30 protein-coding genes are annotated in these 23,704 nt (G+C 31.0%); 27 read left to right on the forward strand and 3 right to left on the reverse strand.

Annotated features, from left to right (window positions below; all coding sequences use genetic code 11):
- Positions 1–49: 49 nt before the first annotated feature.
- Positions 50–268: a sulfurtransferase TusA family protein gene (locus tag OW730_RS09025; RefSeq protein ID WP_271228700.1), complete on the forward strand. Its 219-nt coding sequence runs from the start codon at positions 50–52 to the stop codon at positions 266–268.
- 3 nt (positions 269–271) lie between these two features.
- On the opposite strand, the gene OW730_RS09030 is transcribed toward OW730_RS09025, so the two are convergent.
- Positions 272–1,171 carry a LysR family transcriptional regulator gene (locus OW730_RS09030; RefSeq protein WP_271228701.1) on the reverse strand — a complete coding sequence of 300 codons (900 nt, stop codon included), beginning with the start codon at positions 1,169–1,171 and terminating at the stop codon, positions 272–274.
- 276 nt (positions 1,172–1,447) lie between these two features.
- Here OW730_RS09030 and OW730_RS09035 point away from each other — a divergent pair, with 276 nt between their 5' ends.
- Genes OW730_RS09035 through OW730_RS09055 form a run of 5 tightly spaced genes read left to right on the forward strand, consistent with a single transcriptional unit; the run spans position 1,448 to position 4,519 of the window.
- Entirely contained in the window at positions 1,448–2,143 is a 696-nt protein-coding gene (locus tag OW730_RS09035) for a YeeE/YedE thiosulfate transporter family protein (RefSeq protein WP_271228702.1), read from the forward strand.
- A gap of 11 nt (positions 2,144–2,154) precedes the next feature.
- The gene (locus OW730_RS09040) at positions 2,155–2,382 is read left to right on the forward strand and encodes a sulfurtransferase TusA family protein (RefSeq protein WP_271228703.1); all 228 of its coding nucleotides are present in this window, start codon (positions 2,155–2,157) and stop codon (positions 2,380–2,382) included.
- 60 nt (positions 2,383–2,442) lie between these two features.
- A complete protein-coding gene (locus tag OW730_RS09045; RefSeq protein WP_271228703.1) occupies positions 2,443–2,670 on the forward strand; it encodes a sulfurtransferase TusA family protein in 228 nt (75 codons plus the stop codon).
- A gap of 34 nt (positions 2,671–2,704) precedes the next feature.
- Positions 2,705–3,262: a YeeE/YedE thiosulfate transporter family protein gene (locus OW730_RS09050; RefSeq protein WP_333781267.1), complete on the forward strand. Its 558-nt coding sequence runs from the start codon at positions 2,705–2,707 to the stop codon at positions 3,260–3,262.
- Between the two features lie 18 nt (positions 3,263–3,280).
- Positions 3,281–4,519, forward strand: coding sequence for an FAD-dependent oxidoreductase (locus OW730_RS09055; protein ID WP_271228704.1), 1,239 nt, complete (start codon positions 3,281–3,283; stop codon positions 4,517–4,519).
- Positions 4,520–4,629: 110 nt separating this feature from the next.
- Here the strand turns inward: OW730_RS09055 and OW730_RS09060 are convergent, their stop codons facing one another.
- Positions 4,630–8,115 carry a methyl-accepting chemotaxis protein gene (locus tag OW730_RS09060; protein WP_271228705.1) on the reverse strand — a complete coding sequence of 1,162 codons (3,486 nt, stop codon included), beginning with the start codon at positions 8,113–8,115 and terminating at the stop codon, positions 4,630–4,632.
- Complete coding sequence (locus OW730_RS09065) at positions 8,102–10,567, reverse strand: efflux RND transporter permease subunit (RefSeq protein WP_271228706.1); 2,466 nt, start codon at positions 10,565–10,567, stop codon at positions 8,102–8,104. Before OW730_RS09065 ends, OW730_RS09060 begins: the two co-directional genes overlap by 14 nt.
- A 180-nt stretch (positions 10,568–10,747) precedes the next feature.
- Between OW730_RS09065 and OW730_RS09070 the strand changes: the two genes are divergently transcribed.
- From OW730_RS09070 to OW730_RS09170, 21 genes are all read left to right on the forward strand, one after another.
- The gene (locus OW730_RS09070) at positions 10,748–11,356 is read left to right on the forward strand and encodes a TetR/AcrR family transcriptional regulator (protein WP_271228707.1); all 609 of its coding nucleotides are present in this window, start codon (positions 10,748–10,750) and stop codon (positions 11,354–11,356) included.
- Positions 11,357–11,849: 493 nt separating this feature from the next.
- A complete protein-coding gene (locus OW730_RS09075) occupies positions 11,850–11,990 on the forward strand; it encodes a hypothetical protein (RefSeq protein WP_271228708.1) in 141 nt (46 codons plus the stop codon).
- 16 nt (positions 11,991–12,006) lie between these two features.
- Entirely contained in the window at positions 12,007–12,144 is a 138-nt protein-coding gene (locus OW730_RS09080) for a hypothetical protein (protein WP_271228709.1), read from the forward strand.
- Between the two features lie 16 nt (positions 12,145–12,160).
- Entirely contained in the window at positions 12,161–12,298 is a 138-nt protein-coding gene (locus OW730_RS09085) for a hypothetical protein (protein WP_271228710.1), read from the forward strand.
- 15 nt (positions 12,299–12,313) lie between these two features.
- On the forward strand, positions 12,314–12,451 hold the full coding sequence (locus OW730_RS09090) for a hypothetical protein (RefSeq protein ID WP_271228710.1): 138 nt from the start codon (positions 12,314–12,316) through the stop codon (positions 12,449–12,451).
- Positions 12,452–12,467: 16 nt separating this feature from the next.
- The gene (locus OW730_RS09095; RefSeq protein ID WP_271228711.1) at positions 12,468–12,605 is read left to right on the forward strand and encodes a hypothetical protein; all 138 of its coding nucleotides are present in this window, start codon (positions 12,468–12,470) and stop codon (positions 12,603–12,605) included.
- 16 nt (positions 12,606–12,621) lie between these two features.
- Positions 12,622–12,768 (forward strand): hypothetical protein, encoded by a 147-nt coding sequence (locus OW730_RS09100; protein ID WP_271228712.1) that lies wholly within the window; start codon positions 12,622–12,624, stop codon positions 12,766–12,768.
- Positions 12,769–12,907: 139 nt separating this feature from the next.
- The gene (locus OW730_RS09105; RefSeq protein ID WP_271228713.1) at positions 12,908–13,045 is read left to right on the forward strand and encodes a hypothetical protein; all 138 of its coding nucleotides are present in this window, start codon (positions 12,908–12,910) and stop codon (positions 13,043–13,045) included.
- Between the two features lie 16 nt (positions 13,046–13,061).
- Positions 13,062–13,199 (forward strand): hypothetical protein, encoded by a 138-nt coding sequence (locus OW730_RS09110; protein WP_271228710.1) that lies wholly within the window; start codon positions 13,062–13,064, stop codon positions 13,197–13,199.
- A 16-nt stretch (positions 13,200–13,215) separates the two neighbouring features.
- Complete coding sequence (locus OW730_RS09115; protein ID WP_271228710.1) at positions 13,216–13,353, forward strand: hypothetical protein; 138 nt, start codon at positions 13,216–13,218, stop codon at positions 13,351–13,353.
- A gap of 16 nt (positions 13,354–13,369) precedes the next feature.
- The gene (locus OW730_RS09120; RefSeq protein ID WP_271228710.1) at positions 13,370–13,507 is read left to right on the forward strand and encodes a hypothetical protein; all 138 of its coding nucleotides are present in this window, start codon (positions 13,370–13,372) and stop codon (positions 13,505–13,507) included.
- 15 nt (positions 13,508–13,522) lie between these two features.
- Positions 13,523–13,669 (forward strand): hypothetical protein, encoded by a 147-nt coding sequence (locus tag OW730_RS09125; protein WP_271228714.1) that lies wholly within the window; start codon positions 13,523–13,525, stop codon positions 13,667–13,669.
- Positions 13,670–13,821: 152 nt separating this feature from the next.
- A complete protein-coding gene (locus OW730_RS09130) occupies positions 13,822–13,953 on the forward strand; it encodes a hypothetical protein (protein WP_271228715.1) in 132 nt (43 codons plus the stop codon).
- A gap of 207 nt (positions 13,954–14,160) precedes the next feature.
- Entirely contained in the window at positions 14,161–15,534 is a 1,374-nt protein-coding gene (locus OW730_RS09135; RefSeq protein ID WP_271228716.1) for a hypothetical protein, read from the forward strand.
- A 17-nt stretch (positions 15,535–15,551) separates the two neighbouring features.
- Positions 15,552–15,995: a hypothetical protein gene (locus tag OW730_RS09140; protein WP_271228717.1), complete on the forward strand. Its 444-nt coding sequence runs from the start codon at positions 15,552–15,554 to the stop codon at positions 15,993–15,995.
- Positions 15,996–16,160: 165 nt separating this feature from the next.
- On the forward strand, positions 16,161–17,078 hold the full coding sequence (locus tag OW730_RS09145; protein WP_271228718.1) for a nucleotidyltransferase family protein: 918 nt from the start codon (positions 16,161–16,163) through the stop codon (positions 17,076–17,078).
- Positions 17,079–17,081: 3 nt separating this feature from the next.
- Positions 17,082–18,188 carry a phosphotransferase enzyme family protein gene (locus OW730_RS09150; protein WP_271228719.1) on the forward strand — a complete coding sequence of 369 codons (1,107 nt, stop codon included), beginning with the start codon at positions 17,082–17,084 and terminating at the stop codon, positions 18,186–18,188.
- Between the two features lie 38 nt (positions 18,189–18,226).
- A complete protein-coding gene (locus OW730_RS09155) occupies positions 18,227–19,516 on the forward strand; it encodes an ABC transporter substrate-binding protein (protein ID WP_271228720.1) in 1,290 nt (429 codons plus the stop codon).
- A gap of 72 nt (positions 19,517–19,588) precedes the next feature.
- The gene (locus OW730_RS09160; RefSeq protein ID WP_271228721.1) at positions 19,589–20,494 is read left to right on the forward strand and encodes a carbohydrate ABC transporter permease; all 906 of its coding nucleotides are present in this window, start codon (positions 19,589–19,591) and stop codon (positions 20,492–20,494) included.
- Positions 20,495–20,506: 12 nt separating this feature from the next.
- On the forward strand, positions 20,507–21,358 hold the full coding sequence (locus OW730_RS09165) for a carbohydrate ABC transporter permease (protein ID WP_271228722.1): 852 nt from the start codon (positions 20,507–20,509) through the stop codon (positions 21,356–21,358).
- Positions 21,359–21,404: 46 nt separating this feature from the next.
- The gene (locus OW730_RS09170) at positions 21,405–23,435 is read left to right on the forward strand and encodes a DUF5107 domain-containing protein (protein WP_271228723.1); all 2,031 of its coding nucleotides are present in this window, start codon (positions 21,405–21,407) and stop codon (positions 23,433–23,435) included.
- The last annotated feature ends 269 nt before the right edge of the window (positions 23,436–23,704 follow it).

The following is a 23,704-nucleotide window of genomic DNA, read 5'->3' on the forward strand; positions in this document are numbered from 1 at the left end:
TGTAAAATATAGTATAAACTTAAAATATAATAATCAAGGAGTTTGAGCGATGAAAAAATTAGATTGTTGTGGAGATTTTTGCCCAATACCACTTATAAAAATTAAAAAAGAATTAAAAACTTTAAAATCTGACGACAGTTTAATGATAGTAACCGATCATAGCTGTGTTGCTGAATCAATTAATGAATTTTTCCAACAACATACATTTAAGTATGAAGAAGAAGAAGTAATTAACGGTGTTTGGGAAATTACTATAACTAAAATATAATAGTTAACAAAAGCTTTTTGTTCCAATCTCAATGAGATAATCCATAGAAGCTTTTGAAGCTTCAGATAATTTTTCGCTTTTTTTACCAACTAGATAAATATCGTAATCTAAATTCACATCTTTTATATCTACAAGTTTAATAGACTTTTCGTAAAGCTCATGTTTAATTGATTCATAGGGTACAAATGCCATTCCATATCCATTAAGTACACTTGATTTAACGGAACTAACAAAATCTGAATTGAAAATTACATTCAAATCTTTTAATGAACAATCTATTGTATGCAAGGCCGCATCTAATTTCTCATAAGTTTTAGAATTCATTGTACACATGATTAATTCCATATTTAATAAATCATGTAATGAAATAATATCTGGTACTTTATAATTTGCATTGGCAATCAAAACTATCTTTTCTTTACCAATTTTACAAGTGAATAAATCAGGATCATTCTTAATTTCAGCATCAGTAAATCCAATAGTACATAGGTCGTTACGTACATCAGAAATTATTTCATCCACTGATTTTGAAACTAAGACATATTCATAATCAGGAAACTTTTTTTTGATTTTAAATATCATACAAGGTAAAGAATAAGAAGCTAGAGAAGAAGTACCTGCAATGATAATTTTATTAGTTCTAGAAGTATACTCTTCTAATTCTTCTATCATGCGTTCATGATTTTTAACAATATTAGTTGAATATTTAAGTACAATTTCACCCATATCTGTTAAAGTTACACCACGGTTACTTCTAATGAACAATTCATAACCTAAATCCTCTTCAAGTTTGTGAATCATTTGACTTAATGCTGATTGAGAAATGTGAGATTTTGAGGCCGCTTTGGATATACTTTTATATTTAGCAATATATGTAAGATATTTCAATGTATCAATATGCATAATATTCACCTCAATATTTTTTAATAGCTTTAGCTTAGGTTAATTATGCCCTAAAATTTTGGTAAAATCAATTACTTTGGTGTATATTTTATGTGTAAGTGGTTATAAGTAACTCTAATGTAATATAAGTAATGTGATTAATCGATGCTTATTTAAATGTGATATCATATAATTGGGAATTATACACAGAACTTTCAATCAATATTAGTGCGGAGATATTTGTTAAAAAAATATCTATCTAGCTAAATAATTTTACACAAAAGGAGTGTATCGTATATGAGCGATTCAGGAACAACTTCAACAATTAAAAGAAGTTCCACTTCTCGTGCCAGAACAAGAAGAAAGCCAAAAAAGAGTCAGCTTCCATTTGCCATAGTACTAATATTAGCTTTAATAGTACTTGGGACATTTGTAACTGGAAAAAGTAATAATTTATCTTGGTATTTATTAACGGGACTAATTTTTGGGTATATTCTACAGAGATCAAGGTTCTGTTTTACAGCTTCTATGAGAGATCCTTATCTAACAGGTGGTACTACAGTTACCAGAGCTGTATTAATTGCATTTGCAATCACAACTATAGGATTTACTGCTATTAAATACGGTTATTTTAAAAATAATTTGCCTATTCCAGGTATGGGTTATGTTGTGCCAATAAGCTTTGCAACAATTTTCGGTGCCTTTATATTTGGTATTGGTATGGTTATTGCAGGTGGTTGTGCTTCAGGAACTCTAATGCGTGTGGGTGAAGGTTTTACAATGCAGATAATATCTTTAATTTTCTTCATAATTGGTTCATTATGGGGAGCGCATGATTTTGGTTGGTGGAAATATCACTTTATTTCAAAAGGAAAGGCAGTTTTCTTACCAGATGTATTTGGTTGGGTGGGAGCTGTAGTTATTCAATTATTGATCATTTTTTGCTTATATGTAGCAGCTGAAAAATATCAAGAAGCGAAAGCGGATAAATAGGAGGAGTAATCATGAAAGAAGTAATAATAGATTGTTTAGGAGAAGCATGTCCAGTACCTTTAGTAAAGGCTCAAAATAAATTAAAAGAATTAGAAGTAGGAGATATATTAATAGCTCAAATCGATCATAGTTGTGCTATGAAAAACGTACCTGAGTGGGCACGTAAAGATGGACATAATGTAGAAGTTGAAGAAGTGGATGACGGAGAATGGGAAATCATTATTGAAAAAACTCACTAGTTAAAAATATAGATAAGAAAATTGAATCTAAATACAGGATAGTAAATAGGAGGAATAATCATGAAAGAAGTAATAATAGATTGTTTAGGAGAAGCATGTCCAGTACCTTTAGTAAAGGCTCAAAATAAATTAAAAGAATTAGAAGTAGGGGATATATTAATAGCTCAAATCGATCATAGTTGTGCTATGAAAAACGTACCTGAGTGGGCACGTAAAGATGGACATAATGTAGAAGTTGAAGAAGTGGATGACGGAGAATGGGAAATTATTATTGAAAAAACTCATTAATAAATAACAAATCTATCTATTAGGAGGGTTAATAGTGAGTAAATTTAAAGAAACTATGCTTAAGATAAGCAATAATGATTTTTATAAAAGATGGCTTAAAAATGCTTGGCCATATGTAACAGGAGCTATATTATTATCAGTTTTTCAAATTGTAACACTGGCTACAACAGGAAATCCATGGGGTGTTTCAGGTGTGTTTGCTAACTGGGGTGCATGGATTTATGAAGCATTTGGAGGTAGTGTTGATAAGTGGTATTATTTCTCAAGCGAGGGTGCTCAGGCTACTCTTAATGCAGGTATATTAAATCATGCAGGTACTTATAGAAACTTAGGAATAATTTTAGGTGCGTTACTTGCAACATTATTAGCATCTCAATTTAAGATTAAAAAGATTAAATCAAAAAAACAAGTTATAGCAGCAGTTCTTGGTGGCTTGTTAATGGGTTATGGAGCAAGAATAGCATATGGTTGTAATATTGGTGCTTTATTCAGCGGAATTGCTTCATTATCTTTATCAGGATGGGTATTTGCCATAGCAATGTTTTTTGGTGCAGTTGTTGGTAGTAAGTTGTTAGTAAAATTTTTCATGTAGTTTTTAGGAGGAGTAATAATGCCAAGAGAAAAGAAAGTAGAACATTATGATGTAGTAGTTATTGGTGGAGGAGCTGCAGGTCTAACAGCTGCAATTTATGCTGGACGTGCCAGATTAAATACCTTATTAATAGAAAAAGCGTTAGTTGGTGGCCTAGCTACGTATACAAATGAAATAGAAAATTATCCAGGATTCCCTGATAGTCCAAAAGGGGAAGATATCACTAATAAAATGAAGCAACAAGCTAAAAATATGGGTGTTAAGTTTAAACTTACAGATGTTAAATCTGTTGACCTTGAAGGTGAAGAGAAGAAGGTTGAAACTTTCAGAAACACTTATATCGCTAAAACTGTAATACTTGCAACAGGAGGACGTCCAAGAATCACAAAAGCAAAAAATGAAGAAAATTATCTATTCGACAAAGGTATTTCATTCTGTGCTACTTGTGATGCTGCTGCAAATACAGGAAAAACTGTTGTTGTTATTGGTAGTGGTGATGCAGCTATAGAAGAAGGGATGTTCTTAACAAAATTTGCTTCAAAAGTAATTGTATCTGTTATGCATGATGAAGGAAAAATGGATTGTAATGAAATAGCTAAAGAAGCTGCTCTAAAAAATCCTAAAATGGAATTCATATGGAATTCAGTTGTTGATTCTTTTGAAGGTGAAGGTCATCTAGACAAAGTAGTGCTTAAAAACTTGAAAACACAAGAATTAATAGAAGTTCCTTGTGATAATTGTTTTGAGTTTATTGGTTATATACCAAATACAGAAATATTTAAAGATCAAATTAATTTAACTCCACAAGGGTATATTTTAACAAATGATAAAATGGAAACAAATATTGAGGGTGTATTTGCTTGTGGTGATGTTCGTGAAAAATGGCTTAAACAAGTAGCAACTGCTGTTGGTGATGGAGCAGTTGCAGGTTATGCAGCAGAAAAATATATAGCTGAGAGCGAAGCTTTTCATAATGTTATTATGCAAAAAGACAAACCAGGTCTCACATATGTATATAACGCTATTGATGCAGAATCTAGAGCTTTCTTATCAACAATAGAAAAGTTTGAAGAAATGTATAGTGAAAATTTAGTTGTAAATCGTATTGATGTCTATAAGTCAACAGGATTGGCAGATAGATTGGGTATTACAAACTTCCCAGCAGTCGTTACAACAATAAATGGTGCAATATCTAAAATTTATACTGATGACATAGATGAAAATGAAATAACATCAGAATTAGAGAAAATATGTTAATGTAGAGAGATAGTGATTTTATAGTAATTTTAAAAAAGCTTAAAATTCTTAAGTTAATTAACTAAAAGAATTTTAAGCTTTTATTATTATTGTACACTTTTACGTTAAGTTTAAAGAGCTACTTCCTTCTTGCTTTTTTTCTTTTTCTTCTTTTTAACAAATAAAATAATTAGTACTAAAAGAGCTACTGATGCTCCTATTGAAATATATATTATCAATTTGTTTGAAGGTGTTTCAAGGATGCAGAAGGTGATATTTTTATTTGATGTTTTAAACACAAGATAGCTGCCATCAACATCAACATCAACTGCAGACCATTTGTTATCCTTTAGACTCATTAATTTAATGTTCTTTTTAGAATCTGGAAAGTAGTATCTGAGAGTAAATGTAGAATCAGATTCCTTAAAATCATCAAAAATAGATGCTGTCCATTGTCCTACTAATATTTCAGGTTTATCATATTTCGGAGGTTTGGAATCGTTGGGTTTCAATGATACCTTAGCTTCAGGTCCGAAAACACCTTCTATCAATAGAAGAGGTTGAGTTGTATTTGGTGATTCCTCCACGGATATTGCTGTTATTAATGGTGTATAGATGGCCTCAAGGGTTTCAGAAAAGGTTAATTTACTAAAATCATATTCTGGCCAAGAGCTATAATATCCTTTCTTCTCTGGTATCTTAGGAAGTTCATCTTCCTTTAATGAATCACCATAATTAAATTTTAAACTTTTTACTACTATATCTCCTGCTTTAAAGTTTAGAGTGAATTTCTTAAATTCATCTGGGAGAGTTTCGGTCTTAATAAAGGTATCATAATCTTGAGGTACAGCTTTTTCTGCGTAGCTGATATTGTCAATACCCGCCCATTTGTCTTTTACAAAATAATTGTTTTTAAATTCGCCGTTTGCCTCTCCGGAGATGCTGCCCATGTACTCCTTAGCATCAGAGATTTTTACCATAGTATAACAGTTATATACGTTCTCACCTTGTCCTGTAACTCCTCCAACGTAGTTGTTTCCAGATACCATACACTTTGCATAGCTGTTTTTTATAGTAGAGGATGATGAACCTGAAATGCCACCAACAAAATCACCATCAGAGCTGTTAACATGACCGTAGTTTTCACATTTTGATAGTAAGCCCAGTTCCATTCTACCAGCAACTCCACCTGCATAATCCTTTTTAGAGGTTACTTTTCCTCTATTAATAGATTTATAAAGTACCGCTGTAGTTTGATATTTGAATTTTAATGTGCTTTTTTCATCCTTGACTATATCTCCTTCAGGGTCAAAATCATATTCAATAGCCATTGAGCCTGCAACTCCGCCAACATTTATGTCACCAGAGATTTTACCATTGTTAACAGACTTGGTAACATGACCTTTAGTTATTGAATTCTCATTATCAAGGCTACTGTCAGGGCTGTCCTGAGAAATATCCTCATATAGATCAACTCCTTCTAGTGCTCGCTTTCTTGCATCTATGATAATTTTAAAAATACTAGATATTTTAGCGTTTATTTCTTTTAAATCATCCACTATAAGAGTTCTTGAGGTTGATGATTCATTGTTAAGTGTATCCAATTCCTTTGATATTTCATCAAAAGTAGCAAAAAAACTATCTGTAGGCTCATTAATTTTCTTTCCTAATTCAGGAAACTTGATATCCTCTCGTGAATTTGCATCATCTAATATCTTCTGAGTTTTTTTTACAGCAGAATTTAAATAATCAGATGAAATACTCAATAACTCTGAACCCTTGCTCATTTTATCCATGGCCTCTGTTGAAAATTCTGTTGCTTTCTCTATATCAGATAAAGCTTCATTAAAATTCCATATAAATGCTTGCATGTATATCGTTGAAATTTCTAGTAATTCAAATGAGTCATTTAATAGGCCTAGGGAACGTTTTAGGGTCTTAACATCATCACTTATCACATCTGAGAATGTAGAAAGACCTGTTCTGATTTTTTTTAAAGCTGTACTAAAATCTTCTGAAAATGCTTTGGAACTAGAGATTAAATCTTGGCTAACTTGAACCCAGTCAACTCCGCCTATAACACCAAAATTAGCCATTGTGTCAGCTATTATGTTTATTATATTTGTCATATCATTAGAGGCTTTTTCAAGGGCTGCAAAACCGTCATCTAAGTCTTTCTTTGCTTGTTCTACCTTTTCAGGATCTCCCAGGTTGTTTTGGAGTAATTCTGTTGCAGTCTTTATTTTTCTCATTGCCTGATTTATAACGTCAATACAAGAAGACAAATTTGTAAAAGCAGTTTTAAGGTCTTGTGTTGCTAAAGTTAGATTGCTAGAAGCTTCTTTTAAATCAGAAAAGCCTTTTGATATCTCAAGTAATCCTGAGGTCATATTTTCACCTGCAAGATTAAAATCTTCAAGTACTGGTTCCATATCCTCAAGGAAAATTGAAATACGAAAAGAAATTTCATTAAGGGTTTTCACTGTGTCATCTGTAAAGTTTGTTGTTTGGTGAATAACTTCCTGTAATTCATCTGATGCTTTGCTAGTAAGATTATTTAAAGTTGATAACCTATCAGAAGCATCTTGAGAGCTGCTATCAAAATCATCTAAAGATTTATCTACCAAATATTTGAGTGAATCCAGTTCAGTATCAAGCTTTTGAAGGGTATCTTCTGAGAACTTTATCTGAAGATAGGGTTCCATTTGACCTACAACACCACCAACATCCTTACGTCCCAATACTTCACCGAAGTTTTTACAGTTGCTCATATAACCTGATTGTCTTCCAATAATACCACCTACATTATAACCAACGTGTTGATACCCGATTCTCCCGCCATTTTGACAACTTTGAACTATTCCATCAGAGAAACCAGCGATTCCACCAGTATCTGTATGCACTATTACATTTTCAGATGATGTTAACTTACTTAATCTCATATCATTTATGTCTGGGTAAGTATCTGTATTCAATGTATTAACCTTACCTTTATTAGAACACTGAATAATTATACCGTGATTACTGCCAGTGATTCCCCCTGTAAAGCGTTCACCAGTAATAAATCCAGAGGATTTGCAGTTTGAGATATAACCAGTAGATTCGTTTAGCCCAACAATACCACCAATATTATCTTTTCCTCCAACAGTGCCTTGGAAGGTGCAGCTTAATAATCTTCCCTTGTTAGTACCAACAATACCACCAATATTTTTCTGTGTTCCATCAGGAGATATATCTGCTATTACATTAAGACTTTTTATGGTTCCACAGTCTTGAAGATAACGGAATAATCCCATGTTAGAACCAGTTTCAGATATATTCAATCCTTTGATAGTATGTCCATTACCATCAAAGATACCACCAAATGTAGGTATTGGAGTGAAATCATATCCTGTAATGTCAATATCCTGGGTAAGGATAAAAGTTTTTTTCTGTGAATAAGTATCCAAGGAACAATTGTTAGCAAATTTTATAAGTTCCTCAGGATTATGAATTAGTATTTTAAGAGGATCAGAATTAATTACTGATGCATGAACCAATGCTAAATTAGTGCATGATGTAAAAATAACTAATACGAGAAAAATATTAAATAAACGTGACTTCTTAAGCTTCTTCATCTGAAACCTCCTTCTGAACAAATTCTGCTGGTAGTTCTTTTCTATTTTTAATGTTCTTGCTCTCAACAATCGCTGTAATATCACCTTTGATTGAGCCGTTTATATCTGCATCTATTACCCCTGATACATAACCACGAACTCTACCGTTAACCTTCATATTTCCAGTATAACTGACAACGCGGGAAGGTCTTTTTATTGTAAATGCAGTTTTTTCAATAAGGAAATCTCCAAGGAGCAGGGTCTGTGGCAAAACTCCCATTACAAGAATCAGAGATATAATAGTTCCACGGCCTAAACACACACCTATTGAAGAAATAGCATAATCCGAAGATAATTGACCTATTAATAGACCAGCTGATGCCAAAATTGTACTAGAGGTAATGATTGTTGGGAATGCTTGATTTAATGATTGAATCATAGCATCTTTAAGTGACATAACCTGTTTTAGTTCCATGTATCTACTAGTAATAACAATAGCGTAATCTATTGTAGCCCCCATTTGAATAGAAGTTACAACAAGATAACTTAAAAAATAGATATTTGTATTTGTCAGTGAAGGGAAGGAGAAGTTTATCCAAATACTTCCCTGTATAGTGAGTACCAGCAATACTGGTATACCAGCTGATTTAAATGTGAACAGTAGAACTGTCATAACAAATAGTGCAGAAAGTATACCTATGATTAAATTATCTGTTGAGAAAAAAGTGGCAAGATCATTGGCACTAGTAGATTCACCAGCGATGATGGTCTTATCATAATATTTTCCAGAAATTTTGTGTATAGTATCTAGCAGCTTAAAGGTTTCTTCGCCTTCCTCAGCAGTGTCTACACCCAAAAGTATACGACTGTAGTTTTCCCCTTTAAGTTGAAGTTGTGCACGATTTAGCTGTTCATATAGGTCGTCGAATTTATCATTAAGATCCTTGTTTAAATTGACATAGCCCTGATTCTTTTGTTCATTAAGAAAGTTAATCATGTCAATGAGTGGAACTTTATAGTTGTCCAAACCATTTATAACTCGACCGTAAAGTTCATTATTCACTGCATAGGCACTGTATAATAAACGGGATACTTCTATATCAAGATCAGTGAGTTCTGCAAACTGTCTAGTGGTTAAACTGTCTGTAAGAACATAATCATCTAAAGCATCGATATTAGCTAGGCCAAGTGCAAAATCAGTAACCTCTAACTCTTCAAGATCTTTTATCAAGAGACCTTCTTTTTCATAGTCACCAGATGGAACTATGATGGCTAACATGTTGTTAGTGGAGAAAGTATCCGTGATTTTCTTTTCAGCAATTTGTGTTTCATTTTGTTTTTTTGTCTTTAATGTACTAAAACCGAAAACATAGTTACAACGACTAGATAGCACAAAAGAAACAACTATAATAGCTATGAATATAGGAGGAACTATATAACGGGTTTTTACAACTATTTTTCCCCATATATTTATGCTTGGCACAAAATTCTTATGTTTTGTCTTGTCCATTCCTTTGCTGAACATCATAAGTAAACCTGGCATCAATGTGAAAACTGTAAGCAGGCTAAAGAGTAAAGCTTTTATAAGAACAATTCCCATATCAAAACCTAGGGAGAATTGCATGCACATAAGAGCCATAAGTCCAGAGATTGTAGTTAAACTACTGGAGGATATTTCAGGAATTGCTTTACTTAGTGCCTTAATGGTAGCTTCTCTGGCTTGGAGATTTATACGCTCTTCAGTAAACCTGTGGCACAAGATAATAGCATAATCAATAGCTAGAGCTAATTGGAGTACGCTGGAAATTGAATTTGACACAAAGGAAATCTCACCGTAAAGAAAATTAGTTCCCATATTTAATAGTGCGGCAACTCCAAAGGTTATCATTAATACCGGTATCTCCATATATGTTTTAGAGGTAAAAAGAAGTACTCCTAAAATAATGAAAATGGCAATAACTAGAACTGAGGAAATCTCTTTGGCAAGTGATGCTGCAGTATCCTTGTTAATCTCACTTGAAATGTAATAATCGTAGTCTTGAATACTATCTATTACTTTGTTCATAGAGTTTTTAGTGATTTCAGCACTTTCTTCCCCATCGAAGGTAATATTAAAGAGTGCAGAAGCTGATTTATAATGATCCAGATCATTTTCAAACTCTATTTCAGAAACTCCTTCAATTTCTTTTAATTTCTCACAAAGAGCTTCCGCTTTACTGTATGTTATGTTTGATATCATAACGCTTGCCCTACCATAAGTTATGAACTCATCTTCCATAATAGTGAGCCCTTGGCGAGTTTCTGTGGTAGATGGCAGGTAGGTTGTAATATCGTTGTTTACTTTTACCCAAGACCTGGAAAAAACAGAAAAAACAATCATAATGCAATATCCCAGGATGAATCCTTTTCTTTTATCTACTATAAATGTTGCTAAGCGTTCCATAAAACTTATATTTTTTTTATTATCTTTCATTAGTTATCCCTTCCAGTTAATAAGATTATCACATTATTATTAATTTATTAGGGGGTGTTTTCAATAGACAATTCTTATGAGAGTGTCAAAAATTTAGACAAATATATAGAAAGTGTATAGAAAAATATGTTATATTTTACTAGAGAATAATTAGATATAGCAATGGAAAGAGGGACTTTTATGACCGGTAAGAAAAAACAAAATATTACAAAGCAAAATTTAACAAAAAAGGTTCTCACAAATTCGCTAAAAAAGCTTATGACACAAAAACCACTAGAAAAGATAAGTATCAGAGAGATTACTGAGGACTGTGGTTTGAATAGACAGACCTTTTATTATCACTTCTCGGATATTTACAATCAATTAGAATGGCTATATCAGCAAGAAGCTATTGCCTTGTTTGCAGAACATAAAGGAAAGAAGTTATGGCAAGAGGGCTTGTTAAAGTTCTTTAACTATTTTAATGAAAATAGAGAAATGTGTTATTGTACATTAAAATCTTTGGGAAGAGAACATTTATTTAGACACTTTTATGAAGATGTATATGAAATCTTCAGAGGTACCATAGATGTGCTTAGTGAAGGAATAGATATGAGTGATGAATATAAGGAGATGTTGACACAATACTACGTGTTTTCATTTGGAGGAGTTATTGAAAATTGGGTGTATGGAAATATTACACAATCCCCAGAAGAATTAGTGGAGTTTATTGACATCATGCTTCAAGATCAAATGAAGGGAATTGCGTTGAGGTATGGAGTTGATTTTAAAAAAAATACTGATAATTAAAATAAGTAGAATCAAAGTGGCTACTACAGCATATTAATATAAAGAATGTAAGTAATGTCATTATCCAAAAAATAGATTTTAATAAAAAAAAATGAAAAAAAATTAAAAAAAGACTTTACAGATATAAAAAACTAGTGTATTATGAATATCGTAGTAAGAAAAAAATTACAAATATGAGAATTTAAAAAATTCTGAAAGGAGATCAAGAAGAATGAGTAATAACTTTAAACATAATAAAGTCTACACTGCAACAGTTAATAACTTACAATCAAATATATTCAATATTGGTCTGCTATCAGGAGCCTATAATAGATAACTTTAATTTGCAAAAAATTAATTTAAGATTATAAGCCGCAGACTGAGTTCTGCGGTTTTTTATGCATTTGTGTCATTATGCCTTTTTCAGATGCTTAAATATAAAAGCCGTAGGATAAACTACGGCTTTTATTATGCAAAAAAATTGAAGTAATTTGAAAAAATGGAGGTGATAGGTATGAAAAGGAAAAAGTTTTTAGAGAAAGATTCTTTACTAACATTATTAGAGTACAAATTAGAGTACAGAGAAGAACAAAAAAGACTTGATAAAGAAGCAGATAGACAAATTGAAAACAGCTTATTATTTATGAGAATGTAATAAAGGAGATGATAGTATGAAAAATTTATTATTTAAGAAAAACAATTTAGCAGCATTATTAGAGTACAAATTAGAGTATAAAGAAGAGTTAAAGAGAATTGACCAAGAAGCAAAGAGAGCAATTGATAACACAAGATTATTTATGGGAATGTAATGAAGGAGGTGATAGTATGAAGAATTTATTATTTAAGAAAAATAATTTAGCAGCATTGATAGAGTACAAATTAGAGTACAAAGAAGAGTTAAAGAGAATCGATCAAGAAGCAAAAAGAGCAGTTGAACACAGCAGATTATTTATGGGAATGTAGTAAGGAGATGATAGTATGAAGAATTTATTATTTAAGAAAAACAATTTAGCAGCATTGATAGAGTACAAATTAGAGTACAAAGAAGAATTAAAGAGAATTGACCAAGAAGCAAAAAGAGCAGTTGAACACAGCAGATTATTCATGGGAATGTAGTAAAGGAGTTGATAATATGAAGAAATCATTTTTAGAAAAAAATAATTTAGCAACATTATTAGAGTACAAATTAGAATACAAAGAAGCATTAAAGAAAATTGATCAAGAAGCAAAAAGAGCAATTGATAACAACAGATTATTTATGGGACTGTAGTAAAGGGGTTGATAGTATGAAGAAATCATTTTTAGAGAAAAATTCTTTAGCAGCATTATTAGAGTATAAATTGCAGTATAGAGAAGAGTTAAAGAGAATAGAGAAAGAAGAAGAGAGAAAAATTCAAAATATAGTTCTAAGTTATAATAATATGTTTATCTAATTCGAATGAAGTAAAAAAATTATAAAAGGAGAGTGTTTAAAGTGTTAATAGGTAGTTGTAAAGTAAAAGGAAATAGTGATTTTAAGGTGAAGAGTTCGAATGAGTATGGATAGCTATGGATAGGATGGAGGTTATAGATATGAAGAAATTATTTATTAAGAAAAACGATTTAGCAACATTATTGGAATACAAATTAGAATATAAAGAAGAATTAAAAAGACTTGATAAAGAAGCAAAGAGAGCAGTTGAACACAGCAGATTATTCATGGGAATGTAGTAGAGGAGATGATAATATGAAGAATTTATTATTTAAGAAAAATAATTTAGCAGCATTGATAGAGTACAAATTAGAGTACAAAGAAGAGTTAAAGAGAATTGACCAAGAAGCTAAAAGAGCAGTTGAACACAGCAGATTATTCATGGGAATGTAGTAAAGGAGATGATAGTATGAAGAATTTATTATTTAAGAAAAATAATTTAGCAGCATTAATAGAGTATAAATTAGAATATAAAGAAGAGTTAAAGAGAATTGACCAAGAAGCAAAGAGAGCAGTTGAACACAGCAGATTATTCATGGGAATGTAGTAAAGGAGATGATAGTATGAAGAATTTATTATTTAAGAAAAATAATTTAGCAGCATTAATAGAGTACAAATTAGAGTACAAAGAAGAGTTAAAGAGAATTGACCAAGAAGCTAAAAGAGCAGTTGAACACAGCAGATTATTTATGGGAATGTAGTAAGGAGATGATAGTATGAGAAATTTATTATTTAAGAAAAACAATTTAGCAGCATTATTAGAGTACAAATTAGAGTACAAAGAAGAATTAAAAAGAATTGAGAAAGAAGAAGAGAGAAAAATTCAAAATATAGTTGTTAATTTCAATAGTATGTTTATCTAATTTGAATGAAGTAAAAAAATAACTTAAAGGAGATGTTTAAAGTGTTAATGGGTATTTGTAGAACAAAAGGAAATAGTGATTTTAAGGTGAAGAGTTCGAATGAGTATGGATAGCTATAGAGATTCTAAGTATTTTATAGAGGGGTGTATTGTATGTTTAAAAAAGATATTTTAATTGAAAAAAATGATTTTATTGGTTTATGTGGAATAAAAATTAGAAATAAAGAAACAGAAATAGTAGATAAAAAGATTAATAGAAAAATTGTTGGTGCGCAGTTAATTTAATATATAGAAAGATTTTTAAATTGAATAATATAAAAAAACAAGGACAAGTAATTATAATTGTCCTTGTTTTTTTATAATTTAAGAGAATAGAAATTTGTACAATGTAACTTAAATGTAACTATATGTAAAAAGTAACTGTATATAATTAAAAGTGGTTATTAGATTATTTTGTTGTATGAAAAACAATATAGAAAGGTAAGGGTTCATATGAAGAGGATTAAAAGAATTATTGCTACATGTAGTGTTTTTTTAGCTGCATCCCTAAGTTTAATAAGTTGTGATTCAAAAGCAAATGATGAAATAAATGAATTAAAGAATAAGATATCTAAAATGCAGAGTGAAATTGAAGAGAAAAAAGAAGCGCTAGAAGAATCAAATGGGAAATTTTATGAACAGAAGAAAGAAATTATAAAGTTAAAGATAGAAAATGAAAAATTATTGAATGATAATTTAAAAAAGAAGGATGCTGAAAAGTTAGAGTATGATTATTTTAAACAGTATTATCAACATTATTTAGAGCAGAATAGTAACCTTAAAACTAAATTAAGACATCAAACAAGTATTATTGCAGTTTTAAAAGATGGAATGAATAGTGAGAGTATTGATTTTATGCCATTATATAATGTTGATGGAAATTCAATGGTAAAATATGTCTCATCATACTGTGTTATGAGTAAAGAGTTAGAATTAGAGGAGAAACTGCAAGAACTAGCTCATAATTTATCATTGTATATTTTTGAGGGACTACCTATAAGTGTTAAAGAAATTAAAAATGAAGGAAATAAAAAAATTGCATATATTGATTTAAAAGAAAAGCATGAAAAAATAGGAAACCACTACCCAATACCATCTTGGGCAAGTAATAAGTTCCAGGGAACATCTGGAGGGGAGGCAACTATAACAAGACTAGTATCAGCTTTTCTGCAACCTGATTATGAGGGGGAATGGATAGATGGAGTTAAATTTCTATATGAAGGTAAAGATGTATGTTTTCAACATGTTCAAGGATTAGAAGAAACAATATATAGAGAAGTTGAAGATAGAAAAGAGGTAAGTATATTAGAGTATTTTCCAACTGAAAAAATTAAAAGAAAATACACTGGTGGTTTTGAAAATGGAGGGTACACTGAAGTTATTAAAGATAGATTTGAGAATAAAATACTTGTAGAACATAGTGATACTGCAATTAAAAGTGGAATTGTTTATGAAATTGGAGAGGATTATGTTAGGCGAATATATGCTTCAGGAGAGGGGTACGATGAAAATAAAAATTATTTTAAAGAAGAACCTAATTCAAACTATACAGTATTAAAAGGGCCAGTTAAGTTAGGACAATCATGGGAAAATAACTATTCACTATCTATTATTACAGGAATAGATAAAGGGATGTATACGAGGATAGGATATGTTAATGCACTAGAGGTAACCACTATATTTAAAGGTGGAGTAGTTAGAGATTATTATGTAAAAGGAATAGGATTTATAAAAGAAGAGTATGATGCAGCGGAAAATGACATGTATATGTTGTATGCTTCAGAATTGGAAGAATATGAATTATTGGAAAAGAAAGATGATAATTAATAAAAGGGGTTGAGGTTTTGATAGTATTTATTTTTATATTAAGTATGATAATCTCATTTGTTCTATTTAAGTTTTTAGTAGCATTCGGTTCAGTTTATGATACACAAGGATATATTGGGGTTTCAACAATGATAATTATTTCAACAATAGTTACATGTTCAATATATATTGTTTCGAAAATAAAAGAAAATTTTGATACTGAAGAAAACAATCAGAAATCCACAGATAATATTGTAGATCAGTTAATTCAATTAAGAGATGATGGTATTTTAAATGATAATGAACTTGAATTGAAGATATCTCAGTACAAAGAATATGAAAAGATTGAGAGAAAAAAGAATAAATTCAAAAAGAAAAGTGAGTTTTTATTATCTATAAAAGAAAAAGGTATTCTGTCTGAAGATGAATACAATAATAAACTTGATTCATTAAAGAAGTTATATGATGAAAGTAAAGAGTAACGTAAAACACTACTGAGAGTAGTGTTTTTGTTGTTGTAGTAATTTTAAACATGAATAATTGGAATATTGTGCAAATTCCGTGGCATATATGGTAAATACTTGATGAGTTTTTCCGTATATAATGTAGTTAAGTTGCTGGAATAAAAATTAAATATTGGAGGTTTTATGAAAGAGCCGATTTTAGTTGTAATGGCCGCAGGTATCGGTAGTAGATACGGTGGATTAAAACAGACAGATCCAGTAGGAGCAAATGGTGAATTAATAATTGATTATTCAGTATATGATGCTGTAAAGGCTGGATTTAAGAAAGTAGTTTTTATTATTAATCATATAATCGAACAGGATTTTAAAGAAACAATAGGTAATAGGTTAGAAGCATTTATTAATGTAGAATACGCATTTCAAGAATTGTATGACTTACCAGATGGAATTTCAATACCAGCAGATAGAAGAAAACCTTGGGGTACTGCTCATGCGATTTATGCGGCAAGAAATATTATAGATGCTCCTTTTGCAGTTATAAATGCAGATGATTACTATGGTAAAGATGCATTTATAAAAATCTATAACTTTCTCAGTAAGGAAAGGTTAGGTGAATATGACTATGCAATGGTTGTGTACAAGCTAATCAATACCGTTACAGAGAATGGTTATGTATCAAGAGGAGTATGTTCAGTAGATGATAAGAGTAATTTAGTTAATATAGTTGAAAGAACTCATATTGAAAAAAGAGGATCTAAGATTGAATTTCTTGACAAAGAGAATAATTGGAATCAATTAGATGAAAACAGTGTGGTTTCAATGAACATGTGGGGATTCAATATATCTCTGATTGAAGAAATATCAAATTTAATAGAAGAATTTTTAACAGAGGCAATTAAAGAAAATCCTTTGAAATGTGAATTTTTCTTGCCGTATGTAGTTGATAAAATCATTAAGAATAATAAAGGGATAGTTAAAGTGCTTCAAACTCATGAGAAATGGTATGGTGTAACTTACAGCGAAGATAAACTTAAAGTTATGGAGGCTATTTCAAAAATGATACTTGAAGGGAAGTATCCTAATAAACTATGGGAGGTATAAGTAATGACAAACACAATAGAACTAGAGAAAATATGCTCTCAATTTAATTTCAAAGGTGCGTTTAAAGAAGGAGTTTCATATGGTGAAGGTCATATTAATGATACATATAAGTTGACCTTTGAAGAAAATGAAGAAGAAACTGTTCACTATATTTTGCAGAGGATAAACCACTTGGTTTTTAAAGAAACTAAATTATTAATGATGAACTTAGAGAATGTTACCTTATATTTAAGGGATATGATAAAAGAAGAAGAGGGGGATGATGATTATCAAGTTCTCGAACTTATCAGAACTGTTGATAATAAATCCTTCTACAAAGATGAAGGTGGTTCTTGGTGGAGAGCATATGTATTTATTGAAGATGCTACAGGGTATACCTTTGCAGAGGATATTAACATGCTCTACAATGCAGGAAAAGCTTTTGGTAAATTTCAAAAAATGCTTAAAGATTATCCTGTTAAAAGTCTACATGAGACAATTGTAGGATTTCATCACACTCCTAAACGTTTTAAAAGGTTCATGGAAGTTTTAAAAGAGGATCCTTATAATAGAAGTCAATTTTGTCAAAAAGAAATACAATTTGTTATGGAGCATGAACCTATTACAAATATAATTCTTTCAGCATTGGAAAATCAGGAAATACCATATAGAGTAACACACAATGATACAAAACTTAATAATGTTTTACTAGATAATGCAACAGGAAAAGGGAAATGTGTTATAGATCTTGATACTGTTATGCCAGGGAGTACATTATATGATTTTGGGGATGCTATTCGATCATGCTCAAGTACTGTTGCTGAAGATGAGGAAAATCTTGAGCTCCTAAAGATGGATTTTAAGAGATTTGAAGCTTATACCAAAGGTTTTTTAGAGATGTTGAAAGGTGATTTAACTAAAAAAGAAATCCAACTGCTACCTCAATCAGCAATAATTATGACTCTTGAGTGTGGTATGAGATTCTTGACAGATTATCTTGAAGGGGATAAATACTTCAAAGTTCATAAAGAGAAGCATAACTTAATAAGGGCAAAAAATCAGTTTAAGTTTGTAAAAGAAATGGAAATTAATTTTGAAAAAATGGTGGATATTGTTAACTCATTCTGTTAACAGTTATTTATAAATTAAATATTTTCAGGGGGGCTATTATGAAAAAAATTAAATTTTCTATTGTATTACTAATTATTCTTAGTATATTCATGAGTGCATGCGGCTCAAAGAAAACAGATAATCAACAAAGCGGAAGTGATTCAAAGCTTTCTGGGGAACTGGTTTATTGGTCAATGTGGAATTCAACTGAACCTCAAGCTCAGGCATTAAAAGAAGCAATAGATGATTTCATGAAGATTCATCCAAAGGTAAAGATCAAGGTTAATTGGAACGGGCGTGAAATACGTAAAACACTTCAACCAGCACTTGATAATGGTCAGGTTATAGATATATGGGACGAAGATCTAGAGCGTGTAACGAAGAACTGGGGTAGTTACGCATTAAATCTTGATGAGTATATTAAAAAAGAATATCCTGGTACTAACAGTAAACCTTATGAAGAGGTGGTAATGGGGAACCTATTGGAATTAGCGAGATACTTCTCTGATGATAATAGTGTGTATGCAGTTCCATACCAACCATTTGTATTTGCAGTTATGTATAATAAAGAACACTTTGAGAAAGCTGGTATTGAAGCAGCACCAACAACTTGGGAAGAATTATTAGATGCATGTGCAAAACTTAAAAGTGCAGGATATGTTCCTTTAACAACAGATGATGCTTATATAGATACGTTATTAGGATATCACCTTGCTAGACTTAAAGGTTCTGCTTGGGTAGAAGAATTAGTTAAAGATAAATCTAATAAAATGTGGGATGATCCAGCTGTTATGCAAGCAGCTAAAGATTTCCAAGAGCTAGCTGATAAAGGATATTTAAGCGAGACTGTTGGAGCAAATAAGTGGCCAGCAGGACAACAAGACGTTGCTGCAGGAACTGTATCAATGTATCTTAATGGTACATGGCTAGTAAATGAAATCATGGGTTCAACTGGGCCAGATTTTAAATGGGGTACTTTCTCATATCCAGCTATTGAAGGTGGAGTTGATGGTATAAGTGCTGCTAACTATGGTTCACAAGCATTCCAAATAAACAAGAATTGTGAACACAAAGATGTTGCTTTTGAATTACTTGTGCATTTAACTACTGGTAAATGGGATAGCACTATTGCAGAAAAATCATTTGGTGTTCCAGTAAGTGGTGAAGCTAAGTGGCCAACACAACTACTGGAAGCTAAGTCAGTTTTTGAACAATTAGATACAGTTTATCCATGGGCTGCAGGCATTCAAGCAGATACAGATAAACTTCCTGTTATTGCAGAAGCATTCACTAAATTGTTATCTGGACAGATTACAGCAGAAGAATTCATAAATGCAATGAAGAAGTAAATAAATATGTTGATCGTCATACATGTATAGGTTAATAGCTGCATGTATGACGATTGTTTTAAGGAGAATGACATGAAAAAAAATAAATCGATGATTATTGTATTTCTCACACCAGCAATATTATCATATATTATTATTTTTCTATATCCATCCATAAGAACAGCAATAATGAGTTTTTACCATGTGGAAAATATAACTGACTCAATAAGTAAATGGAAGTTTGTAGGCTACGATAACTATTTATTTCTTAAGAATAGTAGTTTGTTTATACAATCAATGAAAAATCTTGTTAATATTTGGTTTTGGGGTGGAATCATAGTATTTGTTCTTGCAATAACTTTTGCAGTTATTCTGACATCAGGTGTAAAAGGTAAATCTTTTTATAGAGCTATAATTTACTTGCCAAATGTTGTATCAGCAGTAGCAATGGGAACAATGTGGATGCAGTATGTTTATAGTTCTAGATATGGTTTATTAAAAAATGTGTTTGAAACGATTGGAATGAAAAAGGCTGCATCAATTCAGTGGACTAGCCCAGATATGATTTTTATTAGTTTACTTATTGCATATTGTTTTGGAATGGTAGGGTATTATATGTTGATTTTTATGGCTGCAATCGAACGTATCCCTCAAGATTTTTATGAAGCAGCGACCTTAGCTGGTGCAAATGGATTTCAAAAATTTCGTCACATAACACTACCCTTGCTAAAAGATGTTTTTAGAACAAATATTGTCCTATGGACAATTACTTCAGTAGCTTTCTTCATATGGTCACAAGTATTCTCACCATTAAATCCTGAACCAGGTACAGTAGCACCGATGGTATATATGTATCAAATGGTATTTGGTAACAATATGGTTGTAACGGACCGTAATGTAGGGGCTGGTGCAGCAGTGGGTATAGTTTTAACACTTATAGTAGTTATTATGTTCGTGGTAACATCAAAATTGTTTAAAGAAGAAAAATATGAATATTAAGGAGGTAATCATATGAATAGAAAATTCAAATCTAAACTCAAACGAAATTCTTCTTTGATTCCAGGATATGCTATGTTAAACCTTTGGGTACTATTTACATTTTTCATAATCGGTTGGATCATTGTTGCCTCCTTTTCTACAACACCAGGAATTTTTAATGGGAAAGTTTTAAGCTCAGGGTTTCATCCAGGTAATTATATTAAGGCTTTATTTACACATAATGTTGCAACATATTTTATGAACTCTCTTATTTACACTTTTTCAGCCTGTGTTGGGGTAATACTACTAGCTGCTCCAGCAGCGTATGTTTTAGCTAGATTTAAATTTCCATGTAATAAAATAATTCAAAGTTTATTTGTATCTGCTTTAGGGATACCGCAGATTATGATCATTTTACCTTTATTTGCTCTAGTAACTAAGCTTTCACTAGCAAACTCAAGGGTTTTACTGATAATCCTATATATATGTATTAATGTACCTTTTACTTTGTTTTTTTTGATTACATTTTTTAAGACAATACCAACCACTTATGAGGAAGCTGCATCCATTGACGGATGTTCCCCTATGAGAACTTTCTGGGTAATTATTTTACCTTTAACTCAACCTGCAATTATAACAGTAACTATATTTAACTTCATTACTATATGGAATGAGTATTTTATGGCTCTTATATTCGCTAACCAGTCTGAATTAAGACCAGTTGCTGTTGGGTTATACTCAATGATACAATCAATGCGATACATTGGAGATTGGGCAGGTATGTTTGCAGCAGTTGTAATTGTATTTTTGCCTACATTTATACTTTATATATTCTTATCAGAAAAAATTATTGCTGGTGTAACTGGTGGTGGATTGAAAGGGTAAATACTTGTGTACTTACATTGAAAATTTAAAGAATAGAGGTGAGAATATGGGGATAAAATCCAGATACATTACTTTACAAGGGGCATTAATTGATGGTGAAAATCCATTACCTATATTAAGGGAATTACATGAACATAAAAATGTAGAAGTTCATGAAAATGTTCCAATGCACATAAGTGGTGGTTTTGGAAAACACTCATCATTTAGGGTACTGCCATATAGAATGCAGAATCATTATTCTCGAAATAAAAGAGAAATAAAGATTAAAACAATAGTATATGAAAATGAGGTGCTTAAGGTAACTTTTTTCCCTGAATATGGGGGAAGAATTTATTCAATATATAATAAAAAATTAAAGCGAGAACTTTTAAGTTCAAATCCAGTTTTTCAGCCTGCTAATTTAGCTCTTAGGAATGCTTGGTTTTCTGGAGGTATAGAGTGGAACCTTGGACATTTTGGACATACATTTTTAACATGTGAGCCTGTATATTTTGGAGTATATTTAAATTCAGACAATGAAGAATGTTTAAGATTATATGAATATGAGCGAGTGAAAAAACTATTTTATCAAATAGATTTTTATTTGCCTAAAGAGTCTGATTACTTAGTCACATATACTAAAATCATAAACCCCAATAATGAAGAAACACCTCTTTATTATTGGTCTAATACTGCGGTAAGTGAAATGAATCAGGCACGGGTTTTTTCAAGTACCAATGATGTTATCTACATTAAGCCATATACTAATGATAGAGGGGAAATGGTAAATACATTTGCTAGTGGCAAGGTGCCTTTTTTAGATGGAATAGATGGAGATGTTTCTTATCCAAGGAATTTTCATAGATCAAATGAATATTTCTATCAAACATCTAGGGAGGAAATATATCCATGGGAAGCAGTAGGTTATAAGGATGGATTCTTATTTTTCGAGTGTTCTACTAAAAAGCTAAGGTATAGGAAAATGTTTTGCTGGGGCAAGCATAAAGGGGGAACTAAATGGCAAGAATATCTTTCTGAAAATAATGCAGATAAATATGTAGAAATACAAGCAGGTATTTATCCAACACAACTTCATAGTGAAACCCTTTCTTCACAAGAGGAAATCTCATTCATGCAGATCTTTGGAGCTTTTGAAGTTGATGAGCCTAATAAAATATATGATAAGTATGATAAAGCAAATGACTATGTTAAATATGAGGTTTTCAAGAGAACTTCAAATAAACAGCTTGAAGAATTGGAACTAAAGATGAAGAATAATTCTATTCTTTCAATTAGAGAATTACTTAACATAGGAAATGGTTGGGGATATTTAGAATTACATCGATTAAAGAGAGAAAATACTCCATTTAATATTGAAAGTATGTCTTTTGTAGAAGAAAGCACTAACAATGAGCAAAAGTATTGGAAGCAATTAATGGAGAAATCAAGAAGTGAAGATTATGATTTAAACAAAGAAACAATAAGTTTCATGGTTGACCGTAACTGGGAAAAGTATTTATTAAAAGCGTACAGTACTGATATTGAAAATACAGAGGTTCATTGCTTACACTTAGCTTTAATGTACTCTGAAAATGGTGATGATGAGAAAGCTATCAATTTAATGCTTAAGTCTTCAAAAGACACATATTCTTGTCTTTACTTTAGAACTCTTGGAGCTTTATATAAAAAAGTAGGAGAGTTAAAAAATGCTTTGAAATATTATAAAATAGCATACAAAAAACTAGGAGAGGTTAAGGTAATGCATTTTAAAGAAGACTTTATGGTTGAACATCTTGATATTTTATTTAATTTAGGATTATATGAAGAAGTATGGTCTATATATAATAAACTAATTTCAAATGAAGAAGAACTTACAGAAGAGATTGATTTAATTGCTGCCCAAGCTACTTTTAAACTGGAACTTTGGGAGGCATTAGAAGTATTTTTTAATATGAATTTAGAGCGTATTAGAGAAGGAAATAATGTATTATGTGAGCTTTGGTTTCAAATGAAAGCACGTGAATTAAATATAGAAGATATTGATTACGTACGTAAGAATTATCAACCTCCTGAGAATATTGATTTTAGAATGGTGTAACATTTTTTATTTTGTAACTATGTAAGTTAAAAAAATATAGTTCATAACAAATAAAGGAATAGGAGAGTTTTAAAGAAATGTAGAATGGATAATGTATAATGGAGAATGATTGACATTTCTCTTCGAGAAATTTTAATCTTATTGTTTCTTGGATAATAGGGTTTTACTCCTTTCATTAATAATGAAACATTGTATTTAAAATACAATGGATAAAATGAGTAAACTCTCATTGTCCAAAGACCAATAAAATGTAGTTTCTGAGTAATCAG

Source organism: Oceanirhabdus sp. W0125-5 (assembly GCF_027938815.1).
Classification (GTDB): Bacteria; Bacillota; Clostridia; order Clostridiales; family Clostridiaceae; genus Oceanirhabdus.

What these genes read in the sequence shown, in the direction of transcription:
- OW730_RS09025 (WP_271228700.1), top strand. Translation starts at nt 50, where the DNA reads ATGAAAAAATTAGATTGTTGTGGAGATTTTTGCCCAATACCACTTATA.
- OW730_RS09030 (WP_271228701.1), bottom strand. Translation starts at nt 1,171, where the DNA reads ATGCATATTGATACATTGAAATATCTTACATATATTGCTAAATATAAA.
- OW730_RS09035 (WP_271228702.1), top strand. Translation starts at nt 1,448, where the DNA reads ATGAGCGATTCAGGAACAACTTCAACAATTAAAAGAAGTTCCACTTCT.
- OW730_RS09040 (WP_271228703.1), top strand. Translation starts at nt 2,155, where the DNA reads ATGAAAGAAGTAATAATAGATTGTTTAGGAGAAGCATGTCCAGTACCT.
- OW730_RS09045 (WP_271228703.1), top strand. Translation starts at nt 2,443, where the DNA reads ATGAAAGAAGTAATAATAGATTGTTTAGGAGAAGCATGTCCAGTACCT.
- OW730_RS09055 (WP_271228704.1), top strand. Translation starts at nt 3,281, where the DNA reads ATGCCAAGAGAAAAGAAAGTAGAACATTATGATGTAGTAGTTATTGGT.
- OW730_RS09060 (WP_271228705.1), bottom strand. Translation starts at nt 8,115, where the DNA reads ATGAAGAAGCTTAAGAAGTCACGTTTATTTAATATTTTTCTCGTATTA.
- OW730_RS09065 (WP_271228706.1), bottom strand. Translation starts at nt 10,567, where the DNA reads ATGAAAGATAATAAAAAAAATATAAGTTTTATGGAACGCTTAGCAACA.
- OW730_RS09070 (WP_271228707.1), top strand. Translation starts at nt 10,748, where the DNA reads ATGACCGGTAAGAAAAAACAAAATATTACAAAGCAAAATTTAACAAAA.
- OW730_RS09075 (WP_271228708.1), top strand. Translation starts at nt 11,850, where the DNA reads ATGAAAAGGAAAAAGTTTTTAGAGAAAGATTCTTTACTAACATTATTA.
- OW730_RS09080 (WP_271228709.1), top strand. Translation starts at nt 12,007, where the DNA reads ATGAAAAATTTATTATTTAAGAAAAACAATTTAGCAGCATTATTAGAG.
- OW730_RS09085 (WP_271228710.1), top strand. Translation starts at nt 12,161, where the DNA reads ATGAAGAATTTATTATTTAAGAAAAATAATTTAGCAGCATTGATAGAG.
- OW730_RS09090 (WP_271228710.1), top strand. Translation starts at nt 12,314, where the DNA reads ATGAAGAATTTATTATTTAAGAAAAACAATTTAGCAGCATTGATAGAG.
- OW730_RS09095 (WP_271228711.1), top strand. Translation starts at nt 12,468, where the DNA reads ATGAAGAAATCATTTTTAGAAAAAAATAATTTAGCAACATTATTAGAG.
- OW730_RS09100 (WP_271228712.1), top strand. Translation starts at nt 12,622, where the DNA reads ATGAAGAAATCATTTTTAGAGAAAAATTCTTTAGCAGCATTATTAGAG.
- OW730_RS09105 (WP_271228713.1), top strand. Translation starts at nt 12,908, where the DNA reads ATGAAGAAATTATTTATTAAGAAAAACGATTTAGCAACATTATTGGAA.
- OW730_RS09110 (WP_271228710.1), top strand. Translation starts at nt 13,062, where the DNA reads ATGAAGAATTTATTATTTAAGAAAAATAATTTAGCAGCATTGATAGAG.
- OW730_RS09115 (WP_271228710.1), top strand. Translation starts at nt 13,216, where the DNA reads ATGAAGAATTTATTATTTAAGAAAAATAATTTAGCAGCATTAATAGAG.
- OW730_RS09120 (WP_271228710.1), top strand. Translation starts at nt 13,370, where the DNA reads ATGAAGAATTTATTATTTAAGAAAAATAATTTAGCAGCATTAATAGAG.
- OW730_RS09125 (WP_271228714.1), top strand. Translation starts at nt 13,523, where the DNA reads ATGAGAAATTTATTATTTAAGAAAAACAATTTAGCAGCATTATTAGAG.
- OW730_RS09130 (WP_271228715.1), top strand. Translation starts at nt 13,822, where the DNA reads ATGTTTAAAAAAGATATTTTAATTGAAAAAAATGATTTTATTGGTTTA.
- OW730_RS09135 (WP_271228716.1), top strand. Translation starts at nt 14,161, where the DNA reads ATGAAGAGGATTAAAAGAATTATTGCTACATGTAGTGTTTTTTTAGCT.
- OW730_RS09145 (WP_271228718.1), top strand. Translation starts at nt 16,161, where the DNA reads ATGAAAGAGCCGATTTTAGTTGTAATGGCCGCAGGTATCGGTAGTAGA.
- OW730_RS09150 (WP_271228719.1), top strand. Translation starts at nt 17,082, where the DNA reads ATGACAAACACAATAGAACTAGAGAAAATATGCTCTCAATTTAATTTC.
- OW730_RS09155 (WP_271228720.1), top strand. Translation starts at nt 18,227, where the DNA reads ATGAAAAAAATTAAATTTTCTATTGTATTACTAATTATTCTTAGTATA.
- OW730_RS09160 (WP_271228721.1), top strand. Translation starts at nt 19,589, where the DNA reads ATGAAAAAAAATAAATCGATGATTATTGTATTTCTCACACCAGCAATA.
- OW730_RS09165 (WP_271228722.1), top strand. Translation starts at nt 20,507, where the DNA reads ATGAATAGAAAATTCAAATCTAAACTCAAACGAAATTCTTCTTTGATT.
- OW730_RS09170 (WP_271228723.1), top strand. Translation starts at nt 21,405, where the DNA reads ATGGGGATAAAATCCAGATACATTACTTTACAAGGGGCATTAATTGAT.